The 19,115-nt window shown below is 68.6% G+C and carries 20 protein-coding genes; 8 read left to right on the top strand and 12 right to left on the bottom strand.

Annotated elements, in window-relative coordinates:
* Positions 1 to 77: 77 nt before the first annotated feature.
* A complete protein-coding gene (locus tag V9G19_RS23605) occupies positions 78 to 626 on the top strand; it encodes a Uma2 family endonuclease (RefSeq protein WP_462287832.1) in 549 nt (182 codons plus the stop codon).
* A gap of 142 nt (positions 627 to 768) precedes the next feature.
* Here V9G19_RS23605 and V9G19_RS23600 read toward each other — a convergent pair whose 3' ends face one another.
* Positions 769 to 981, bottom strand: coding sequence for a hypothetical protein (locus V9G19_RS23600; protein WP_462287831.1), 213 nt, complete (start codon positions 979 to 981; stop codon positions 769 to 771).
* Between the two features lie 354 nt (positions 982 to 1,335).
* Positions 1,336 to 3,000, bottom strand: a complete 1,665-nt coding sequence (locus tag V9G19_RS23595) for an endo-1,4-beta-xylanase (protein WP_462287830.1) — start codon at positions 2,998 to 3,000, stop codon at positions 1,336 to 1,338.
* 241 nt (positions 3,001 to 3,241) lie between these two features.
* Here V9G19_RS23595 and V9G19_RS23590 point away from each other — a divergent pair, with 241 nt between their 5' ends.
* Entirely contained in the window at positions 3,242 to 4,096 is an 855-nt protein-coding gene (locus V9G19_RS23590; protein ID WP_462287829.1) for a hypothetical protein, read from the top strand.
* On the opposite strand, the gene V9G19_RS23585 is transcribed toward V9G19_RS23590, so the two are convergent.
* Positions 4,058 to 5,401: a GntP family permease gene (locus V9G19_RS23585; RefSeq protein WP_462287828.1), complete on the bottom strand. Its 1,344-nt coding sequence runs from the start codon at positions 5,399 to 5,401 to the stop codon at positions 4,058 to 4,060. The genes V9G19_RS23590 and V9G19_RS23585 overlap by 39 nt on opposite strands.
* Before the next feature lie 132 nt (positions 5,402 to 5,533).
* Here V9G19_RS23585 and V9G19_RS23580 point away from each other — a divergent pair, with 132 nt between their 5' ends.
* Together V9G19_RS23580 and V9G19_RS23575 are read left to right on the top strand one after the other, a co-directional pair.
* Positions 5,534 to 7,204, top strand: a complete 1,671-nt coding sequence (locus V9G19_RS23580) for a sensor histidine kinase (RefSeq protein WP_462287827.1) — start codon at positions 5,534 to 5,536, stop codon at positions 7,202 to 7,204.
* Positions 7,197 to 7,886, top strand: coding sequence for a response regulator (locus tag V9G19_RS23575; RefSeq protein WP_462287826.1), 690 nt, complete (start codon positions 7,197 to 7,199; stop codon positions 7,884 to 7,886). The genes V9G19_RS23580 and V9G19_RS23575 overlap by 8 nt, the downstream gene beginning before the upstream one ends.
* A 117-nt stretch (positions 7,887 to 8,003) precedes the next feature.
* On the opposite strand, the gene V9G19_RS23570 is transcribed toward V9G19_RS23575, so the two are convergent.
* Entirely contained in the window at positions 8,004 to 8,525 is a 522-nt protein-coding gene (locus V9G19_RS23570; protein ID WP_462287825.1) for an enoyl-CoA hydratase/isomerase family protein, read from the bottom strand.
* A 186-nt stretch (positions 8,526 to 8,711) separates the two neighbouring features.
* On the opposite strand from V9G19_RS23570, the gene V9G19_RS23565 reads away from it, so the two are divergent.
* The 3 genes from V9G19_RS23565 to V9G19_RS23555 all read left to right on the top strand — a co-directional run bounded on the left by V9G19_RS23565 (position 8,712) and on the right by V9G19_RS23555 (position 9,821).
* Positions 8,712 to 8,939 carry a ribbon-helix-helix domain-containing protein gene (locus V9G19_RS23565; RefSeq protein WP_462287824.1) on the top strand — a complete coding sequence of 76 codons (228 nt, stop codon included), beginning with the start codon at positions 8,712 to 8,714 and terminating at the stop codon, positions 8,937 to 8,939.
* Complete coding sequence (locus V9G19_RS23560) at positions 8,936 to 9,367, top strand: TA system VapC family ribonuclease toxin (RefSeq protein WP_462287823.1); 432 nt, start codon at positions 8,936 to 8,938, stop codon at positions 9,365 to 9,367. Before V9G19_RS23565 ends, V9G19_RS23560 begins: the two co-directional genes overlap by 4 nt.
* 94 nt (positions 9,368 to 9,461) lie before the next feature.
* The gene (locus V9G19_RS23555) at positions 9,462 to 9,821 is read left to right on the top strand and encodes a hypothetical protein (protein ID WP_462287822.1); all 360 of its coding nucleotides are present in this window, start codon (positions 9,462 to 9,464) and stop codon (positions 9,819 to 9,821) included.
* 36 nt (positions 9,822 to 9,857) lie between these two features.
* Here the strand turns inward: V9G19_RS23555 and V9G19_RS23550 are convergent, their stop codons facing one another.
* Positions 9,858 to 10,076 (bottom strand): hypothetical protein, encoded by a 219-nt coding sequence (locus V9G19_RS23550; protein WP_462287821.1) that lies wholly within the window; start codon positions 10,074 to 10,076, stop codon positions 9,858 to 9,860.
* A 686-nt stretch (positions 10,077 to 10,762) separates the two neighbouring features.
* Between V9G19_RS23550 and V9G19_RS23545 the strand changes: the two genes are divergently transcribed.
* On the top strand, positions 10,763 to 11,410 hold the full coding sequence (locus V9G19_RS23545) for a TetR/AcrR family transcriptional regulator (RefSeq protein WP_462287820.1): 648 nt from the start codon (positions 10,763 to 10,765) through the stop codon (positions 11,408 to 11,410).
* 48 nt (positions 11,411 to 11,458) lie between these two features.
* On the opposite strand, the gene V9G19_RS23540 is transcribed toward V9G19_RS23545, so the two are convergent.
* The 7 genes from V9G19_RS23540 to V9G19_RS23510 all read right to left on the bottom strand — a co-directional run bounded on the left by V9G19_RS23540 (position 11,459) and on the right by V9G19_RS23510 (position 19,113).
* Complete coding sequence (locus tag V9G19_RS23540; RefSeq protein ID WP_462287819.1) at positions 11,459 to 12,664, bottom strand: acyl-CoA dehydrogenase family protein; 1,206 nt, start codon at positions 12,662 to 12,664, stop codon at positions 11,459 to 11,461.
* 11 nt (positions 12,665 to 12,675) lie between these two features.
* Complete coding sequence (locus V9G19_RS23535) at positions 12,676 to 13,710, bottom strand: phosphotransferase family protein (RefSeq protein ID WP_462287818.1); 1,035 nt, start codon at positions 13,708 to 13,710, stop codon at positions 12,676 to 12,678.
* Complete coding sequence (locus tag V9G19_RS23530; protein WP_462287817.1) at positions 13,707 to 14,855, bottom strand: alcohol dehydrogenase catalytic domain-containing protein; 1,149 nt, start codon at positions 14,853 to 14,855, stop codon at positions 13,707 to 13,709. Before V9G19_RS23530 ends, V9G19_RS23535 begins: the two co-directional genes overlap by 4 nt.
* Positions 14,855 to 16,267, bottom strand: coding sequence for an MFS transporter (locus V9G19_RS23525; RefSeq protein ID WP_462287816.1), 1,413 nt, complete (start codon positions 16,265 to 16,267; stop codon positions 14,855 to 14,857). Before V9G19_RS23525 ends, V9G19_RS23530 begins: the two co-directional genes overlap by 1 nt.
* A 113-nt stretch (positions 16,268 to 16,380) precedes the next feature.
* Positions 16,381 to 17,385 (bottom strand): alpha-ketoacid dehydrogenase subunit beta, encoded by a 1,005-nt coding sequence (locus tag V9G19_RS23520; RefSeq protein ID WP_462287815.1) that lies wholly within the window; start codon positions 17,383 to 17,385, stop codon positions 16,381 to 16,383.
* Positions 17,382 to 18,356, bottom strand: a complete 975-nt coding sequence (locus tag V9G19_RS23515) for a thiamine pyrophosphate-dependent dehydrogenase E1 component subunit alpha (RefSeq protein WP_462287814.1) — start codon at positions 18,354 to 18,356, stop codon at positions 17,382 to 17,384. Before V9G19_RS23515 ends, V9G19_RS23520 begins: the two co-directional genes overlap by 4 nt.
* The gene (locus tag V9G19_RS23510) at positions 18,346 to 19,113 is read right to left on the bottom strand and encodes a 2-oxo acid dehydrogenase subunit E2 (protein WP_462287813.1); all 768 of its coding nucleotides are present in this window, start codon (positions 19,111 to 19,113) and stop codon (positions 18,346 to 18,348) included. Before V9G19_RS23510 ends, V9G19_RS23515 begins: the two co-directional genes overlap by 11 nt.
* Positions 19,114 to 19,115 lie beyond the last annotated feature (2 nt).

Raw genomic sequence — 19,115 nt, 5'->3', positions numbered from 1 at the left:
ATGTGGATAACATTCCCCGCGTTTCGGGTGCGAGTGAGACGCTGATCAGCTGACATCCGGCGACGAGGTGAGGGACCATGGTTGTCGTGACGACGCTGCCCAGGAGCCGGCCGCTGTCGCGGGCGGATCTGGAGACGATGCCCGACGACGGGCACCGCTATGAACTCATCGACGGGGTGTTGGTCGTGACGCCGGCACCGGTGACGAATCACCAGCGGGCCGTCCGCAACCTCCTCTTGACTCTCGTTGGCGCCGCCCCAGGGGACCTGGAGGTCCTGACCGCGCCCTTCGACGTGGTGCTCGCCGAGGACACCGTCCTCCAGCCCGATGTCCTGGTCGCCCGCACGAGCGACTTGACCACGCGCAACCTACCGGTCGCCCCGGTGCTGGCGGTGGAGATTCTCTCGCCGAGCACGCGCCGAATCGATCTGTTGCTCAAGCGTTCTCGGTTCGAGTCGGCTGGGTGTGCGTCGTACTGGGTGCTCGACCCGGACGAGCCGAGTCTGATCGCGTGGGATCTGCGCGACGGCCTTTATGCCGAGGTCGGCCGGGTCAGGGGGAGCGTCGAACTCGGACTGACGCTGCCCTTCCCCGTCACGATCTGCCCTGCGCACTTGGTTGTCTGACCCGGCGCGCCCGCCGCGCTGATCGACAGCGCGAGACTAACGATCTTCGGATGTGTCGCGATGCGCCATGCCGAGGTGGGCCAGGTCGTCCAGGAACCTGGCGTACTCCAGGTCTCCCTTCCTCGCCAGAGCCTCGATGGTGTCATCGACCAGGAAAAATGGCATCGGCCAGGGCATCGCTGTGGTGCCGTCCATGCAGCCCGCCGCCCCGCTTCATCAAACCGATCGCGAGTCGGCGGGCGGCGGTGACAATGGCCTCCTCCTCGAGCATCGAGGCGAGGTCTGCCGGAGACAGGAACATCAGCCGACTGACATCGCCGCTGGTGCGATAGCGGGTCCGATGAACCCCGGGCACGCCCCTCGAGCGTGACGATGACCCGGGTTTCCAGCTCGTTCAGCCGACTCACTGGCGCGGGCGCGAAGTCGAGATGGAGGATGCATCCGCGTTGATGGCGCAGATGCGTGGCAAGACGGGACCGGAACGACCGAGACTGCCCGACTTACAGCTCACCGTCATCGAAGTGAAGCACGTAAATGCCGCACCAGGTGCCGTCACCCCCGAGCTGAGCGGCTGGTGCGGCCCCGTCGACGAGGGCGTACCTCGAAAACGTTCCCTGCGTGATCGGCGTCAGGCGCGGATCGGGAGACGAAGGCACGAGAGGGAGGATCGGGGTCTGGGGCGCTGCCTATTTCGCCGATCCACCGTGCCTCATGAGGTGAGTACGGTGCGCATCGCGTTGACAGCGGGAAGCGGCCGCAGCTGTTCATCCCAGGGGAGGCCGTCGCCGATTTCCAGTTGTCCGTTGTCCAGCCAAGATGTGGATCCGTAGCGCTCGCTCAACCCCCAGAAGGTGAGTGACTCACACACCGGCTCTTCCAGGCAAGTCCGCAGGACGGTCGCGAACTGTTCCGCCTGGTGATGGTCGGTGGGGATCCGAGGGTTGTCACCGAAGACATCAAGTTCGGAGATCCGGGCGGTGAGCTCGAGATCGGCGATCTCACGCAGCACGCGTCGCAGATTGTCCGCCACGATGACGTCTTCGCCGTCGTAGACGTGGCATTGCAGCCCGACCCCGTCGATCGGCACCCCCTGGCCGATCAGGCGCTCCAGCAGACCGCGCATGGTGGCCCAGCGCTCGTCGTGTGCCTCCAGCCCGTACTCGTTGACGAAGAGCTTGGCATCCGGGTCGGCCTCGTGGGCCGCCGTGAAGGCGTCGGCGATGTATCGCGCCCCGATCGTGCGGCGCCAGATGTTCCTGCGCAAGCCGTCGGAAGTCGGGTCGTCTGCGAGCGGCTCGTTGACGACGTCCCAGCTGCGCACTCGGCCGGCGTAGTGGGTGACGACCGTGCGGATGTGGTCGATCATGACGCCGAGCATGTGGGTTGGGTCTGCGGCAGGCAGGGCCCGTACCCAGCGGGGAATGGCTTCGCCGAAGACGAGCGTATGCCCGTGCACCGCGAGGCCGTTGTCTCGGGCGGTCTGGATGAGCGCGTCCGCTTCGCGGAACTCGTAGAGTCCTCGTTGGGGCTGGATGAACTGGAATTTCAGGGCGTTCTCCGTGGTCATCAGGCCGATCTGGCCGCCCAGTGCGAGCCTGGCGAAGGCCGGATCGCTGTAGAGCGAGGAGGCGCTGAGGGCGGCACCGATGAGGAAGCCGGGGTGCGATACCGTCGCCAGCTCCTGCAAACCCATCCCGGGTTGGTCTCCCGGGCGCAGTGGGGTGGTGTCGACGGCGGCCACCTTCGAGCCCGCAGCCGAAATGACCTGCCACGACGGTATGCGGAACGAGCCGTTGACCGTGGCTGCTTCCATACCCAGCCACACCTGGCCCGAGGCGAACAGCCCATGGGCGGGAAAGCTGACCGGGTCTCGGTCATCGACGCCGATCCGCAAGGTGCCGGTGCCGAGGGTGCCGGTGAATTGGATCGTCAGTCGATGCGCGCTGCCCGCCGGAACGGACCACGTGCGTTGCTCGACCGCTCGCTGGCGACTCGTCGCGCTGACCAGCCTGGCCCGCGCCGAACTCCCCGCAACGGAGACCCGAAGCGAGCCGCGGTCGTTGACGAACTCGTCGTAGACGATGGGCGGACGGCCCGCGAGCAGGACCGCTGCTTCGCCGCCGATGTCCCTCAGCTCGACCGTCATCGTGAACCCGCCGGATATCGTCAGGTGCGTTCCGGCCAAGACCCAGGGCGGATCGGGGAGGTAGCCAGTGCCGTCCTCTGTCAGGATTGCCCGCCCGAGGTTTCGGACCGTCAGGCCGCTCACCCCGGTCTCGAGGCCGGCGACCGAGGTGAAGTCGCCCGTGGCGACCAGGTCCAGGGGTCCCCGCCGAAGCGGCCCGACTCGGCCGCTATCGGGTGTGCTCGCCATCGCCCGAGCCTGCGGGGCGCCGCCCATAGCCACAACCCCCGCGGTTCGCAGTATCTCTCGCCGCCTCATGACATGATTGTTTCACCGATGTGCCGCGCCGGGATGATCTTGTGATCAGCTCGTCCGATGACTTCGAGATAGACCGCCGACACAGATGCAAAGGATCGGTCCTGTGCAGTCGGCCGCGACACGCTGTCCGTAAACGAGATCGCGGCAGGGCGTGGCGGGGCAGGAGGGGCTCTTGGGCGAGCGCCTCGATGCAGCGCTGGCGACGGCAGGTATGCCGCTGGATGCCATCCTCGAGTTGGTGGAGGAGGGCGAGACCGCCACGGCGGGAGTCGATTTCGCGTTCGACGCGGTCGGGATGTGTTTCCCCGACGTCGTGGTCGACGGCTTGAGCGTCGGTGGTGAGGTCTACAAGACGCGCGGCATCCGGCGCCGTGGGGATCGTCAACGACGGGCCGATGGCGGCGTTCACCGCGGCGGTAGAGTTGTCGCTGCACGCGCCGGAGGACATCGCCGACGGGGTGTGCGCGCACACGCTCGGGACCGAGCTGGGGACCAGGTGGGTGACCAAGGCTGGGGAGATCCCGGACCTGCCGCTGGAGGTCTACAACTGCGTCCTCGATCTCGGCAGCCATCCGGAGCGCGGCTTCCATCGCGACGACGTGCGCTCGGTGCTCAACGTCAAACTCGTGGATCCCGGGGACGCTGCGGAAATACACGAGCCAGCAGGGCGCTTTCCGGTTGGCCGCGAAGTACTTCCCGGTGGAGCGGCTGGCACGAGACCGACTGGATCCTGCACCCGGCCACCTCACGCCGGGTCGTCTTCGGCAGGTCCGACTGCTTCCCGCAACTTCTCGCGGGCGCCGCCCGCCTCGCGCCGGAGCTGGAACTCGTCGTCGCCAACAGCGACCTCGCCTACAGCCCGCTGATGTGCCAGCTGCGCGACGACCCGCGCCGCCGCATCTCCACCTTCGCCCAGGCCATCGGCGCCGTCCACTACGCCAACGGCCAGAGCCACGAGGGCAGCCCCAAGAAGGCAACGCCGAGGCGATCACGCCACGAGCGACGCGGCGATGACGAGGGGCAGTGAAATGAGCGAGGCCAAACTCGTCACCGTGGTCATGGTCTTGAGGCTGCCCTGGGTCGAGAGGCCCAGCAGCGACTTGAACATCCAGAAGAAGTTGCTGTTGACCTGAAGCGCGAACATCGAGCCGGAGGCAATGGCCAGGCCGATGATGACCGGGGGCAGGGGGATCGAGCCCAGGATGGGGGCGACGATGCCGGCGGCGGTGATGGCCGCGACCGACACCGAGCCGATCGCCAGGTGCAGCACCGCCGCGATGAACCACGCCAGCAGGATCGACAACACGATCGGGGCGCCGGCGTCGACGGAGAACAACCCACCCAGCAGTTTGGCCAGGCCGGTCGCTTTGATGACGGCGCCGAGCGAGCCGCCGACGCCGGTGACGAGCAGGATCTCGCCGGTCGTGTGCAAGCCATCGGTGAAGGCACCCGCGGTGCGGTCACTCCCAACGAACCGGCGGGCCATGACGTAGGCGCCGAGCAGCCCGAGGAAGAGGGCGAAGTTGGCGTTGCCGATGAAGGCGATGAAGGGGTTGGAGAACTTGAGGAGATCGGCGAAGGCACCGAACGCGATGAGCAGAAGCGGCACCAGGATCGGCATGACCGAGAGCAGCAGGGAGGGCCGTTGACCCGCGTCGACCAACTCGTCGGCCGACTCCTCCTCGAGCAGCCCCTCGGAGATCTCCTCGTCCTTCTCCGGGTTCCACCAGCCCATGGACAGCATGCGGCGGAAGAGCCAGACCGTCAGGATGGCCGTGACCGGCCCGATGACGATGCCGTAGATCAGGTAGGTCCCCAGTTGCACCTGAAGCAAGCCCGCGATGGAGATGGCGGCCAGGCCAGGGATGACGAAGACGTAGCCACAGAAGATGCCGGTGCCGAGGGCCGCAGCCAGCCAGGCGAGGCCACGCTTGTCGATGAATTTCGCCGAGGAGCGCGCGACCGGGGCCGCGAGGACCACCTGCACATCGACATAGATCGAGGGGAAGATGGCCGTCAAGGCGACGGCCAGGGCATAGGGCAAGCGATTGGCGGGGACGATGCGAACGAGCGCGTCGACCATGACTTTGAAGGCGCCGATCGCATGGAGCAGGGCGCCCATCAACACGCCGAATCCGATGAGCAGGCCGATCTTGGCCATGATGTCGCCGAACCCCCCCGTGATGGCCTCGACGGTCTTTTCGAATCCCACTCCCGAGGCCAGGCCGAGATAGAAGCAGCCGAGGACCAGGGCGATAATCGGGTCGATCTTGAACCTGATGATCATCAAGATGATCGCGATGATCGCTATCGCGGTATGCAGGGCAATCACGGGAACCGGCCTCCTTGCCGAGTCGTCAGTCAAGCTCGTCGGCCAAGCGTGGCGCGGCGCCGAGCCGCGGGGAAGCCTTGTGTTCATAGTGTTCGCGATCGGGTTGGCGGTCAGGGCATCATGGCTGTCATCATGATCGTCAGCTCTCGGAGCGTGGCCGCACGCGTACTCGCGATCCAGGTCGTCGTCGCCGCCCTGGTCGTCGGGCTTTCCGTGCTCCTGGCCTATCGTCAGGCCGATCGCCGGGCCGAGGAGGTCGCGGCGGGCAAGGTCACCGATATCGCGCGCACCCTGGCCGCGACCGCCGACGCCAGCGACGGCCTCACCTCGGCCGATCCTGCCGGCGCTCTCGGGGCACTCGCCGAACGTGAGCGGACCCGCACCGGCACCGACTTCGTCGTGATCATGTCCCCCGACGGAACCCGGTTCACCCACCCCAATCCCGCGCTCGTCGGCGGCCGGTATGCCGGGTCGATCGCGGCCGCACAGGCCGGCGGGGTTGTGGTGGAGCAGTATGCCGGCTCCCTCGGCCCGTCGACGCGGGCGGTGGTGCCCGTCATGGCTTCGGGGCGCGTGATCGGCTTGGTCGCGGTGGGCCTGCTGCGCAGTCGGGTCGGCCCGCAGGTGCGCACGATCCTGCCCGAACTGCTGCTGCCCGGGCTCGCCGCCGGGTTCCTGTCCGGTGGCGGGGCATGGCTCGTGGCCCGGCGGGTCCGGCGGGACACTCTTGGCCTCAATGCGCGCGAGCTGTCCCGCATGCACGAACATCACGACGCCTTGCTCCATGCCGTGCGCGAGGGACTGCTCATCGTCGATCCGGAGGGGACTCTCGAGGTGATCAACGACGAAGCAACCCGCCTGCTGGGCATCCCGCCCGATGCGCTCGGGCGACGCATCGCCGACCTGGGGCTCCCCGAATCCCTGGTCGAGCTGATGACCGGCCCGGGCCAGCACGCCGATGTGGCCCATGCCAGTTCCGGCCGGGTGCTCTTGGTCTCGGCCAACGCGGTGCGCCGTGGCGGTCGCCATGTCGCAACCCTGACCACGCTTCGGGACCGGACCGAATTGGAGGAACTGACCGGCCAACTCGGCGTGGCCACGAGCCTGGCCGATGCCCTGCATGCTCAGACACACGAAGCCGCGAACCGGCTGCACAGCGTGATCACCCTGGTCGAAATGGGCCAGCCCGAGCGAGCGGTCGAGTTCGCGACCGAGGAATTGCAGGCCACACAGCGGCATCGGGACACCATCCTCGGCGCCATCGAGGAACCGGCCCTGGCCGCGCTCCTGCTGGGCGAGGCCGCCAAGGCGGCCGAATTCGGGATCGATCTGCGCCTGGATCCCGAGGCGCACCTGCCGGCCGGTGTCCTGCCACCGCGGGAGGGCGTCACGATCCTGGGCAACTTGCTGGACAACGCGATCGAGTCGTTGCGGTGCTGCCCGGCGCAGGAGGAACGAAGCATCATCGTCGATGTCCAGGCCGACGCTCAGCCCGGACTCGGCGCAGGGACCGCCGCACCCGGATATGTCGTGCTCACCGTGGCGGACACCGGAACCGGACTCACCGACGAGGGGGCGCGGCGCGCCTTCGAACGGGGTTGGTCCACCAAGGACAGTTCCACCGCCGCGGGACGCGGGATCGGCTTGGCGATCGTGCAGCAGTCCGTGCACATCCTCGGCGGCACCGTCACCGTCAGCCCTCCGCCCGGAGCCACCTTCACCGTCCGGCTCCCGCAGCCATCCATGGCTCCCGGCGATCGGCTGGCAGCCGCACCCACCGATGCGGTGACCACCCATGGATGACCTGCGGGTCCTGGTTGTCGAGGACGAGCCCCTCGTGGCCGCCGGCAACGCCGAATATGTCGGCCGCATCCCCGGCTTCGAGATGGTCGCGAGCGTCGGGACCCAGCGCGCCGCCCTCCAAGTGCTCCGGAGCGAACGCGTCGACCTCGTCCTGCTCGACCTCAACCTGCCCGACGGACACGGCCTGGACATCGTGCGGGCGCTGCGCGCCAGCGGGCGTGCGTGCGATGTGTTGACGATCACGGCCGCCAGGGAAGTCGACCTCGTGCGCTCCGCCGCCTCGCTGGGCATCGTCGGATATCTCCTCAAACCCTTCACTTTCGCCGACTTTTCGGCACGGCTGGCGGCATACCGCCGGTTCCGCTGCGAGCTGGCCGCATCGGGTTCGGCGAACCAAGGCCTGGTCGACGCCATGCTGCGCGACCTGCACCAGCCAGCGAGCGCCGGGACGACGCTGCCGAAAGGCTTGAGCGCCGAACTGCTCGACCGCATCATCGAGGTCCTGCGCACCGCGCCCCCCGACGCCAGGCTCTCCGCCAGTGACGTCGCCGACGCCGTGGACACCTCACGCGTGACCGCCCGCCGATACCTGATCTATCTCACCGACGCCGGTCGGGTGGCGCGCTCCCAGCGGACGGGTGGCTCCGGGCGCCCGGAGATCACGTTCGTCTGGAAGCACTAATCGCGACTGACAGACCGGTGGAAGGGAACCCAGCCGTCGGAAGTCCCGGCCGTCGCGGGTGTGCACGCCGTCCGCGACGATCCGGTCATGGCGATCCAGGCCGGCTGGCGGACCCGGTCAGCGTGCCAAGAACTGGCCGATCAGCTGCTGCGCCTCGGTGGTGGTGGCGGCGTGCGCGATGGTGCGCGCTTCGTCGGCGCCGGTCTCCGCCCGGGTGGAGGTCCACGACTGCCGGATCAGGCGTCTCGCCTGCCCCATCGCGAACGGCGGCGCGGCCGCGAGACGCACCACCACGGCGCGGGACTGCTGGGCCAGCTCATCATCAGGCACGACCGTGGTGATCAAGCCCCACGCGTGACTCTCGGCCGCCGTGAGAACCCTTCCGGTGAGGGCGAGTTCGAGCGCACGCTGCGAGCCGATCGCTCGGGGGAGGAGCCACGACAACCCGCAGTCCGGAGTGAGCCCCACGCCTGCGTATGCCGTGAGGAACCTCATGCTCTCTGCGGCGAGGACGAGATCGGCCGAGAGCATCACCGCGAGCCCGGCGCCGGCCACGGCTCCCTGGACGCCGGCCACCACCGGCTTGCCCATGGTGGCGAGATCCTGCAGGGCTTGGTCCACCTCGGACGCCAGGTCCATCAGGTAGCCCCCCGGGTCGCCAGCCTATCCAGCCGGTGGGACAGGTAACGCTGCGTCGCGGCCTCGGTTCGCGCTGTCCGAGCCACCTGGCGAAGACATCGAGGCGAAGACGTCCGGGCGAAGTACGCAGATCGCCCGGACCTAGCGGTGTCGATGACCGGCGTCCGATGCGCTAGCATCTGATGCATGCGCACCACCCTGACCATCGACGACGACGTCCTGGACGCGGCCAAGGAGCGCGCTCGGCTCGAGGGCCGAACTGCGGGGGAGGTCATCTCCGACTTGGCGCGCCAGTCTTTGACCCGCGCGAATGCGCGGGCATCAACCGTGCGCAGCGGGTTCCCGCAGCTGGCCAGCCGCGGCGTGGTAGTGACCACCTCGCTCGTCGACCGGCTACGAGACGAGGACGAGTGACTCGCTCGCTCTTGGATATCAACGTCCTCATCGCGCTCGTCGACCCCGATCATGTCGACCACCAGCGCGTGCACGTGTGGGGAGCTTCGGGCCTGCAGTCCGGGTGGGCGTCGTGCGCGATCACCGAGAACGGTTTCGTCCGCATCCTGAGCCAACCGGCATACCCTGGATACGTCACGGTGGCACAGGCCGCCGCGCTGCTGCGCGAGGCTCGGGACGGCACCGACCACGAATTCTGGGATTGCTCGGTGAGCATCGTCGACCCGGAGGTCATCGACACCGCTCACCTGCTGGGTCACCGGCAGGTGACCGACGCCTATCTGCTGGCCCTCGCGGTCGCTCGGGACGCCGAGCTGGTCACCCTCGACCGGAGCGTCTCGCCTGCCGCCGTGCGCGGAGCCGGACCGCAGCATCTGGTCGTCGTCTGACACCCGGTCGTCGACCGGGTCATGGGCGGCGCCCTCGGGCGAGCACCAGAGCGGGTCGGCGGCGACCGCCGCCGTGGCCACGAGCGCGACGCACGTGGCGGTGATCGCCGAGGTGGAGGAGTGCTTGCCTGATCCGGTGACGGATCTTCACGCTGTTCAGACGGCCTCGCGAGCCGACGCGCCCGTACTCGGCCGGCTGTTGGCGGACCTCCGTGCCGAGTTCGACGACGAGACCGACTCGGCACAGGTGCTCGCGGAACGTTTCGCCCGCATACTCCAAGACCCGAACGTGTTCGCCCTGGTGAGCGGCGGCGACACCGGGTTCGTGCTGGTGACCCTGCGCCCGGCCATCTGGTTCGACGGCCCGGTGGCGCAACTGGAGGAGCATTATGCCGTCCCCGCCCGACGCGGTGACGGGATCGGCCTGCTCTGCTATGTCGGCCCGACGGGCTGATCACGCCCGCCGGCCACCGGTTCGCGTGCCCACCCCTCAGCAGCGATGCCTGGCAGCGAGTTCAGCCGCCTCGGCCAGGAGATCCGCGCCCGGTGTGCAGTCGACGCCAGGGGCGCCGCCGGTATGGACCGAGACCAGCCGCTGACGGACGGTGTCGTGCCCGAGCCCAGGAAGCTCGTCCGAGATGCTGCCCACGCACGCGGGCTCGAAGGGCTGCTCGAGCGCCCGGTAGACGGCTGTGAGGACCTGCCGCACCAGGTCGGCGTCACCGAGCTCGACCAGGCTGGAGAACAGCCACCCGCGCGATGTGATCCGTTGAGAGGTCCCGATGAGCTTGACCGTCCCCCGAGAGTTGACGGTATGGGCTCCCGGACAGTATCCCCCGGAACGGGCCCCAGCTGCGCCGGTATGCCGAGTTCGCGAAGCGCCGTGACGTAGCCGGACCGAAGGATGCGAACCGGTCGTCCTGGCTCAGGGACCCTCCGGGCTCGTGGCGGGCGTGATCGATGACCAGAGCCTGGTTCGTGTAGGCGACGGCGCGGCCTCCGGTGGATCGCACGAGCGGGGTGAAGCCCTGTTCTCGCGCAAGGGAAACGGCGTCGCGGAAGCCGCGCAACCGCGTGTCGCGTCGGCCGAAGACGACGGTCGGGCCGCTGGGGCGATACGCGCGCACCATCTCGGGACCAGGTGAACGCAGTCGGTTCACCATGGCGTGCGCGATGGCCAGTTCGATCGCGGGATCGAGGTCTGCCGCATCCCCGTGCGGCGTCATCGGGCCTCCGATTGGTGGACAGATGTATGAATCACATGATCTTAGCGGAGGCTGGCCAGTCGCCCCACCGCCTCTCCGTTGCACGGCGATCCGGGATCGGAGCCGGGATGATTGATAGGATCGAGTGATCAAAACACACCGATCCGGCAGACGCCGGACGGATCCCCGGATGAGAGGTTCGAAAGCGATGGCGCAGCGTCCGGATGTGGATGGCAGGCAACTGCTCTTGGACGCGGCTCTGAAGCTCTTCGCCCAAGAGGGCGTCGAAGGCGTGTCCATCCGAGCGGTCAACCGGGAAGCCGGCGTCGGGCCGGCCTCGGTCCACTATCACTTCGGGAGCAAGGACGGTCTGCTCGACGAGGTGTTGCTGGTCCACGGGAAAGACGTCCGCACCAAGATCGCCGAGCGCGCGAAGAGGCTGATCGCGGAGCCGGACGCCGGTAGTCCGAGGGATCTCGTGGAGATGTATGCCCAGCCATACCTGGAACTGCTCGCCGAGCATCCCCGGTCGGGTGCCGAATGGCTGCGACTGGTGGGCCGCCTCACCCAGTCCGACCCGGACCGTATTTCGGACCGGGCCACGACGCGCCTGACTCAGCAAGCCGCCGCCGCCATTTATCCGGATGCCGCGGCCGAGGCCATCGCTCCGGTGATGCGGATGTGCGTGCAGGTGTTGGTGACCCAGCTGACCCGACCGGGAAGCAGTCGCCGCGGCAAGCCCACCCTCGACGACGTCGAACTACTGGTCGATTTCCTCGCCGGCGGTTTGGACTCCGCGTTGAGTAGCTCCGAACCGTCGGCGTCCAAAGCGGTCTGACCGCCCGGCCTCCGACGCCGCTGGACGAAGACAGCGGCCGGGGCAGGCTCAGCCGACGTAGGGGCGTTCCCGAGCCAACTCCTCGCGCGCGATGGAACGCAGGTGCACCGCGTCCGGTCCGTCGACCACGCGAAGTGCCCGGGCCCAGCTGTGGAAATACGCGAGCGGCGTGTCGTCGCTGAGCCCCTGGGCGCCGAAGACCTCGATGGCGCGGCCGATCACGCGCTCGGCCATCCGCGGCACGACCACCTTGATGGCGGCCACCTCGGTGCGGGCCTCCTTCGCACCGACCGTGTCGATCAGCGCGGCGGTCTTGAGAACGAGCAGGCGCGCCTGCTCGATCTCGATCCGCGACTCGGCGAGGAAGTCCTGGGTGCGGCCGAAGTCGGACAGGTGCTTGCCGAACGCGACCCGGGACCTGGCGCGGTCCGCCATCAGCGCCACGGCCCGTTCGGCCATCCCGATCCCGCGCATCGCATGGTGCACCCGGCCCGGCCCGAGCCGGGCCTGGGCGAGGGCGAACCCGTCGCCCTCGCCGCCGAGAAGTGTCGAGGCCGGGACCCGGACGTTGCGGAAGGTCATCTCGGAATGGCCGTGCTGGTCCTGATAGCCATAGAGCGGCAGGTGGCGCTCCACGGTGACACCCGGCGCGTCCATGGGGACCAAGATCATCGACTGTTGCCGGTATGCCGTCGCCTGCGGGTCGGTCTTGCCCATCACGATGAGCACGCGACACCGCTCGTCGGCAACCCCGCTGATCCACCACTTGCGGCCGTTGACGACATAGTCCTCGCCATCGCGGCGGATCGAGGTCTCGATATTGCGCGCGTCGGAGGACGCGACGTCCGGCTCGCTCATCGCGAAGGCCGACCGGATCTCCCCGGCCAGCAACGGATCCAGCCACGTGCGGCGCTGCTCGGGGGTTCCGAAGAGATGCAGCAACTCCATATTGCCGCTGTCCGGCGCCTGCCCGTTGATCGCCTCCGGTGCCAGGACCGGCGACCAGCCGCTGATCTCCGCCAGGTAGGCGTAGTCGAGCACGGACAGTCCGCTCACGTCCGGGAGGAAGCTGTTCCACAAGCCGGCGGACCGGGCCGCGCGCTTGAGGTCCTCGATGATCGGCGGGTAGGCGTGCGGGCCATGTTGCGCATGGAAGGCCGCCACCTCCGGTTCGGCCGGGAACACCCGGCCGCGCATCAACTCCCACATCGCCGCCTGCAGCTCGCGGCCACGCTCACTTGCGCTCAGGTCCATGACACCACGTCCTATGCCTGATCGAGGATGGCAAGGCCTTCTGCCGCAAGGCGTTCGGTCTCCGCCCCCAGGTCGCCGAAATCCTGACCGGCCATGGCGCCGGACGCCACCCGCCGGGCGATGCCCTGCCCGATGACCGCCAGTTTGAACCGCGCGAAGGCCTCGTAGAAGCCCAGGTCGGTCAGGTCGAGGCCGGTGGCTGCGGCATACCGATCCGTGACGAAGGTGCGGCCCGGGAACCCGGCTGTCGCCATGATGTGCGGCGTCAGCAGCGGAGGGGTGTCGGTCGGCTCGGTCCAATACAGCAGGAGCAGACCGATGTCCGTGAGTGGGTCCCCGAGGGTCGCCATCTCCCAATCGAGCACGGCGCGCAGGACGCCGGGGTCGAGCCGGTCGACGACGACATTGTCGAGGCGGTAGTCCCCGTGCACGATCGTATGCCGTTGGGTCGCCGGCACCTGCCGCTCCAACCGCGCGGACAGCTCCTCGACCGCCGGCACGTCGCCATCCTTGGACCGCTCCCACTGACGTTGCCACCGCGACACCTGCCGGGCTGTGAATCCCTCGGGGACACCGAAGTCCGCGAGTCCGGTCGCGGCATAGTCGACGGAATGAATGGCGGCGAGGGTGTCGACGAGCGCTTCGGCAAGTCGTCGTCGCTCGCTGTCCGTCGTCGCGAACCCGGGTGGCAGTTCGTCCCGGATCACGTGCCCGGGCACATCCGTCATGACATAACACGGGACGCCGATGACCTCGCCGCCGGCGTCGTAGAGCACGACATCCGGGACCGGCACCGGGGTGCCTCGCAATGCCTGCTGGATGCGCGCCTCGCGGCCCATGTCGTGCGCCTTCGGCAGCAAGGTCCCCGAGGGTGGGCGCCGCATGATCACGGTTCCCGCCGGCGACGACAGCCGATAGGTCAGGTTCGACTTCCCGCCGGCGATGAGCGCTGCCGAGAGATCCGCCCACCGCGGGTCCCCGGTCGCGTTCACCAGTGCGGGGCCCAGCGCGGACGGCCGGACGAGGTCGTCGTGATCGATCGTCATGGGGTGGTTCCTCCCTCGAGATGCAGAGTCTCCAGTTCGCCGGAGTCGCCGATGGTCGATTGGTCCTGTCTCGGGACGACGACGACCTTGAGGTGCTCGATCGACCCGGCAGCGCCCGGCCGGAGCGCCTCGAAGAGGCCGGGCACGCCGTCGAGTCCGCACCACCCCGTCACAAGAGCGCGACCGTCGATCCGTTTGTCCCGGAGCCGGCTTAGGGTCTCGATCAGTTCGGCGCGATAGTCCTGCCCCGGCCCGGGACCGCCGCAGAACTCGATGGTCAGGTTCTTGTAGATGCCGAGGACCGGCCGGATCGGTTCCTCGACCATCGCCGTGCCGACAACGACGATGCGGGTGAACATCGGCGCGCCCGCCATCAGGGTTCCGAGAACACCACGGGCACCCGAGGCCTCGAAGACGACGACCGGTCCACGGCCAACGCCCTCCAGGGCGGCGAACGGGTCCTGGCCGGCACGGGGATCGACGGTGACGGTCGCACCCATCCGGACGGCAAGTTCGCGGCGAGCGGGTGAGGGATCCGCGGCCACGATGGGTTCGATGCCGCGCTCGCGAAGGACGGCGATGATGCCGAGCCCCACTGTGCCGCAGCCGGTGACGATCGCGTGCGCCCCACGGTCGATCCCGGACCGCGCGACCGCGGAGGTTCCCGTCGTCAGTGGCTCGGTCAGGACGGCGATCCAAGGCGGCACGTCGTCGGGAACGCGGATCTGACCCGCGGCCTGCACGACGACCGACTCCGACAGGGCACCAGGGTATTCCGTGCTGTAGCCGACGGTTCGGACCGTTCCGGCGCAGTCCACGGCATAGGGGAGCGCGACGATGGTCTCGCCGAGCGTGACGTCCTCCACGCCGGGGCCGATCTCCTCGATCCGTCCGACGAACTCGTGCCCGAGCACGAGATCCCGGTCCGGGTCGAAGAGATAGGTGCTCATGCCGGAATCCTCCGACGCGCGGAGGAATTCGTTCGTATGCCGCCACGCGGACAGGTCCGAGCCGCATACCCCGACGGCCAGGGGCCGCAGGCGGAGTTGTCCCGGCCCGAGTGTGGGCCTGGGCACCCGCGTCAGGCTCAGCCGGCCGTCGCGGAGGGCGACGGCGGCCATGGAGTCGTCGTTGCGGCGAGGCATCACGCCTCCACCGAGGCGGGACGCCGTCCGTGTCGCATGGCCAGGGTTGCCAGGACGGCGATCACCGAGCCCGCGGCGGCCAGCCAGTAGACGGTGGTGAAGCCCTGTTCGGCATAGATCGGTGAGCCTTGCACGAGTTGGAGGATCTTGCGAGCCAGGATCGCGAAGGTGACCTGGACGGCGATGGTCGACCCCAGCGTCCCGATGGCCCCGACCGTGGTGGCGCTGACCGCCTGCACCTGGGGCGGGACGGCGGCGATGACGAGGTTGGGGATGGCGGCGCTGACCAGGCCGCCGCCGAAGGCATAGACGACATAACCGATGAGCATCTGGCCGTAGGTGTCGTGCGCCATCGCGAGCATCCCCGAGCCGACCGCCATCAGGGCGAAGCCGATCAGGTTGGGCAGCCGGGCTCCGACCCGCTGGGCGAGCCAGCCGACGAGGAATCCCATGGCGACGGAAGCGACTCCGGCGAGGCTGGTGATATTGGCCATCTGCTCCGCCGTCTTGCCCAGGCCGTAGGTCCGACCGAGGCTGCGCGGCACCTGGACGAGGAAGGACAACAGGACGAACTGGACGGTGATGACCGCCTGCGCGATGAGATTGGTCGTCATGGTCAGCCCCATGGCCCGGCTCTTGGCGACCCGCAGGTCGATCAACGGCACGTCGACCTTGTTCTCCCGGATCGCCCAGATCGCCAGGACCAGCAGCCCGACGAGGAAACCGCCGAGGGTCTTTGCCGAGGTCCATCCCCACGTGCCGCCCTCGCCCAGGACGTAGAGGAGCACGCCGAAGGCCGCACCGAGGAGGATGGCGCTGAGGTAGTTGATCCGGCCGGCGATGCGGACGTCGGTCTCGGGGACCAGGACGGCGATCGCGATGCCGATGACGACGGGGAGGGTGAAGAGGAAGGCGAAGACGCCCCGGTATCCGTGGTGATCCAACAGATACCCGGCGATATAGGGGCCGACGATGCCGGTGACCCCGATGCCGGCGGTCGCCAGGCTGACGCCGAGCGCCATCATCCGCGGCGGGAGAATGTCACGCATCAGGGAGTAGGTGATCGCCACGATCCCCAACCCGAAGCCTTCGATCGTGCGGCCCACGAGGAAGAGACCGAAGTTCGGTGCGAGCAGGACGATGAGCGAGCCGACGGCCATCAGCCCGGCACTGATGAGCAGCCAGCGCTTCTTGCCGTATTTGTCGGCGAGTTTGCCGAAGAGCGGTGCGCTGACGGCGCCCATGAGTGAGAAAGCCGTTGACACCCAGGCGATCTGGGTGGTTCCGAACTCTTTGGCGATATGCGGCAGGGCCGGCGTGACGAGGTTGAAGGCGTACGCCACCTCTTCGGAGAGCAGGACGAGGGCGAGCAGGACCGCCAGCCAGTAGCCCAGCCCGCGGCCGGGGCGCACGGTCGAGTCGGTGGCCTCGGTCGCGGCCGTTGCTCCGGTCGCGTCGAGTGGGGCGTCCGTCGGGGTGGCATCGGGCAGTTGTTCATCGTCGAACGTCTCCTGGTCGGGGCACGCTAGTGCGCGGCGGCTGTTGGGCGGAGGGCGAGCAGGGCATCGAGCACCTGGTCGGCCGAGGGGACGCAGTACTTCTCCAGGTGGGCGTTCTGCGGGATGTGGGTGTCCGCGCCGCAGACGCGAGCGACGGGGGCCTTGAGGGTGTCGAAGAGTTGCTCGTGAAGCCGGGCGGAGATCTCGGCGCCGACACCACCGGTATGCGGTGCCTCGTGGACGATGATGGCGCGCCGCGTCTTGGCGACCGACTCGAGGACGAGGTCCCAGTCCAGGGGCGCGATCGAGCGCATGTCGAGGACCTCGGCGTCGATCCCTTCGGCAGCAGCCCGATTCGCAGCCTCCACCGCGACCGGCACGCTTCCGCTGTAGGTGATCACGGTGACATCGCGGCCCTCGCGGACCACCTGACCCCTTCCGATGGGGATGACGAAGTCCTCGGACACCGGGACCGGGCCGCGGCTGAAGAACATGCCCTTGTTCGGCATGAAGATCACGGGGTCCGGGTCGCGGATGGCGGCCTTGAGCAGGCCCTTGACATCCGCGGGCGTTGCCGGGGTGACGACCTTCAGCCCGGGGGTGTGCAGCAGGTGCGCCTCGATGCTCGAATTGTGTTCGGCGCCGGAGCCGCCGAGGATCCCGGTGCCGGCAATGACGGTGACCGGCAGCTCGTTGGGGTGGCCGCCGTGCATGAACCGCCACTTGGCGAGCTTGTTGAAGACCTCATCGCCGGCGATGAAGAGGAAGTCGGAGAAGGTGATGTCCACGACCGGGACGGCGCCGCCGATTGCGGCACCGCACGCGGCGCCGATCATGAAGGTCTCCACGACCGCCGTGTCACGAACACGGTTCTCGGTGAAGTGATCGATCAGACCGCGGGAGAGACCGAACTGGCCGCCGAGGGTGGTCAGGTCCTGGCCCATCGCGAAGACCCGTGGATCGCGGCGCATCTCCTCCTCGATGGCCAGGCCGATCGCCTGCTGGTAGCGCATGGTCTTGGTCTCGCTCATCGGGACTCCTCGGCATACAGATTGGCGAAGATGACCTCGGGGCCGGGGAGGTCGCCGGCGAGCGCCTCCTGCGCGCAGGCGTCGAGCTCGGCGCGAGCACGTGTCCGGATGTTTTCTCGCGCAGTTGGATCGAGACTCGCGCCGAGCACGTCGAGAGGATCGCGATAGGCGTCGAACTCGTCCGGTGGACGGTACTTGCCGACATCGCCGAAGTAGTGGCCACCGAGTCGGTAGGTCTTGGACTCGACGAGATAGGGACCCCGGCCGGAGACGATGTGTTCCCGCGCCGCCGCGACCGCGTCGCGCACGGCGGCGGCGTCCTGGCCGTCGACCGTGACTCCCGGGATCCCATATGCCGCAGCGCGTTCCGCGATCGTCGCCGTCCCGGAGGTGCGAGCGAAGGAGGTGCTGACCGACCAGCCGTTGTTCTCGCAGAAGTAGAGGAGGGGGAGTTTCCAGGCGACGGCCTGGATGAGGGTCTCGTGGAAGGTGCCGCGGGCAGACGTGCCGTCACCGAAGCCGGACACGACGATCCCGGGATTGCCCAGGACCTGCTTGGCGAGGGCGAGGCCGCCGCCGATCACATGGGCGGTGCCGAGCGTGCCCCCGGATCCCATCAGCCCGAGGGAGTGGTCGACCCAGTGGGGAGATCCGCCGCCCTTGCCGTGGACGCTGCCATTGATCCGGCCGAGCAGGTCGGCGATGACGAGGGTGGGCGACATGCCGCGGGCGATCGGCCAGATGGCGCCGCGGTGGTACCACATGATCTGGTCCTCGGGCGCGAGGGCCCACATGACGCCGATGCCCGAACCCTCCTGGCCGCGTCCGGGATGCCACCAGCCCTGGAAGGTGCGGTCGGCGGTCCACTTCTCGAAGAGATCCTCGATCCCGCGGGCGATGACCATCCGGTGGAACATCGTCTCCACGGGCGGTCGCTCGGTGGGTGTCGCGGCGGCGGCTTCAGTCGTCATGGTGGTCGTCCTTGCGCCCGGGGGAGCGGTATGCGGCGTCGTCGGCGGATTCGAGGAGGTCGCGCAGGGCGACCAGGTAGCGGACGGCATCGCCGCCGTCGATGGCCCGGTGATCGAAGGTGAGCGACGGGGTGATCGTCGAGCGGATCTCGACCCGTTCCCGGTCGCCGGTGCCGACGACGACCGGTTGCCGGATGATCCCGGGCAGGCCGAGCAGGGCGACCTGAGGAGTGTTGAGGAGGGCCTCGGCGCGCACCGAGGGGCCGACCGCGCCGGGGTTGCTGATCGTGAAGGTCCCGCCCTCGAGATCGGCCAGGTCGAGCCCGCGTCCGCGGGTCTTCTCGGCGGCGGCCGCGATGGCCGCCGTCAGCTCGGGTGCTCCGTATTGCGCGGCATCCGTGACCACCGGGACGACGACTCCCTTCGGGGTGTCCACGGCGATGCCGAGGTTGACCGGGTTCCAGGCGATCAGTGCCGAGTCGCTCCACGAGGCGTTGAGGGCGGGAAACTCCCGCAGGGTCCGGACCGCCGCCCAGGCGATGAGTCCGAGGACCGACGGGCGCGCGCCGCCGGCCCATTCGCGGCGAACGGCCAGGACGGCGGTGAGGTCGACCCGGACGTCGGCGGTCAGGGTGGGAACCTGTGCGGCCATAGTCATCGCCTTGGCGACGGCTCGCCGGCGGGGGGTATGCCGCTGCACCGTGTGGGGGATTGCGGCGTACGCCTGCGGCAATGCGGCCAGCATCTCCGTGCTCATCG

This window comes from Nostocoides sp., assembly GCF_037045025.1.
Taxonomy (GTDB): domain Bacteria; phylum Actinomycetota; class Actinomycetes; order Actinomycetales; family Dermatophilaceae; genus Nostocoides_A.
The sequence above is the reverse complement of the archived record's forward strand: the minus strand, read 5'-3'. Positions and strand labels throughout refer to the sequence as shown.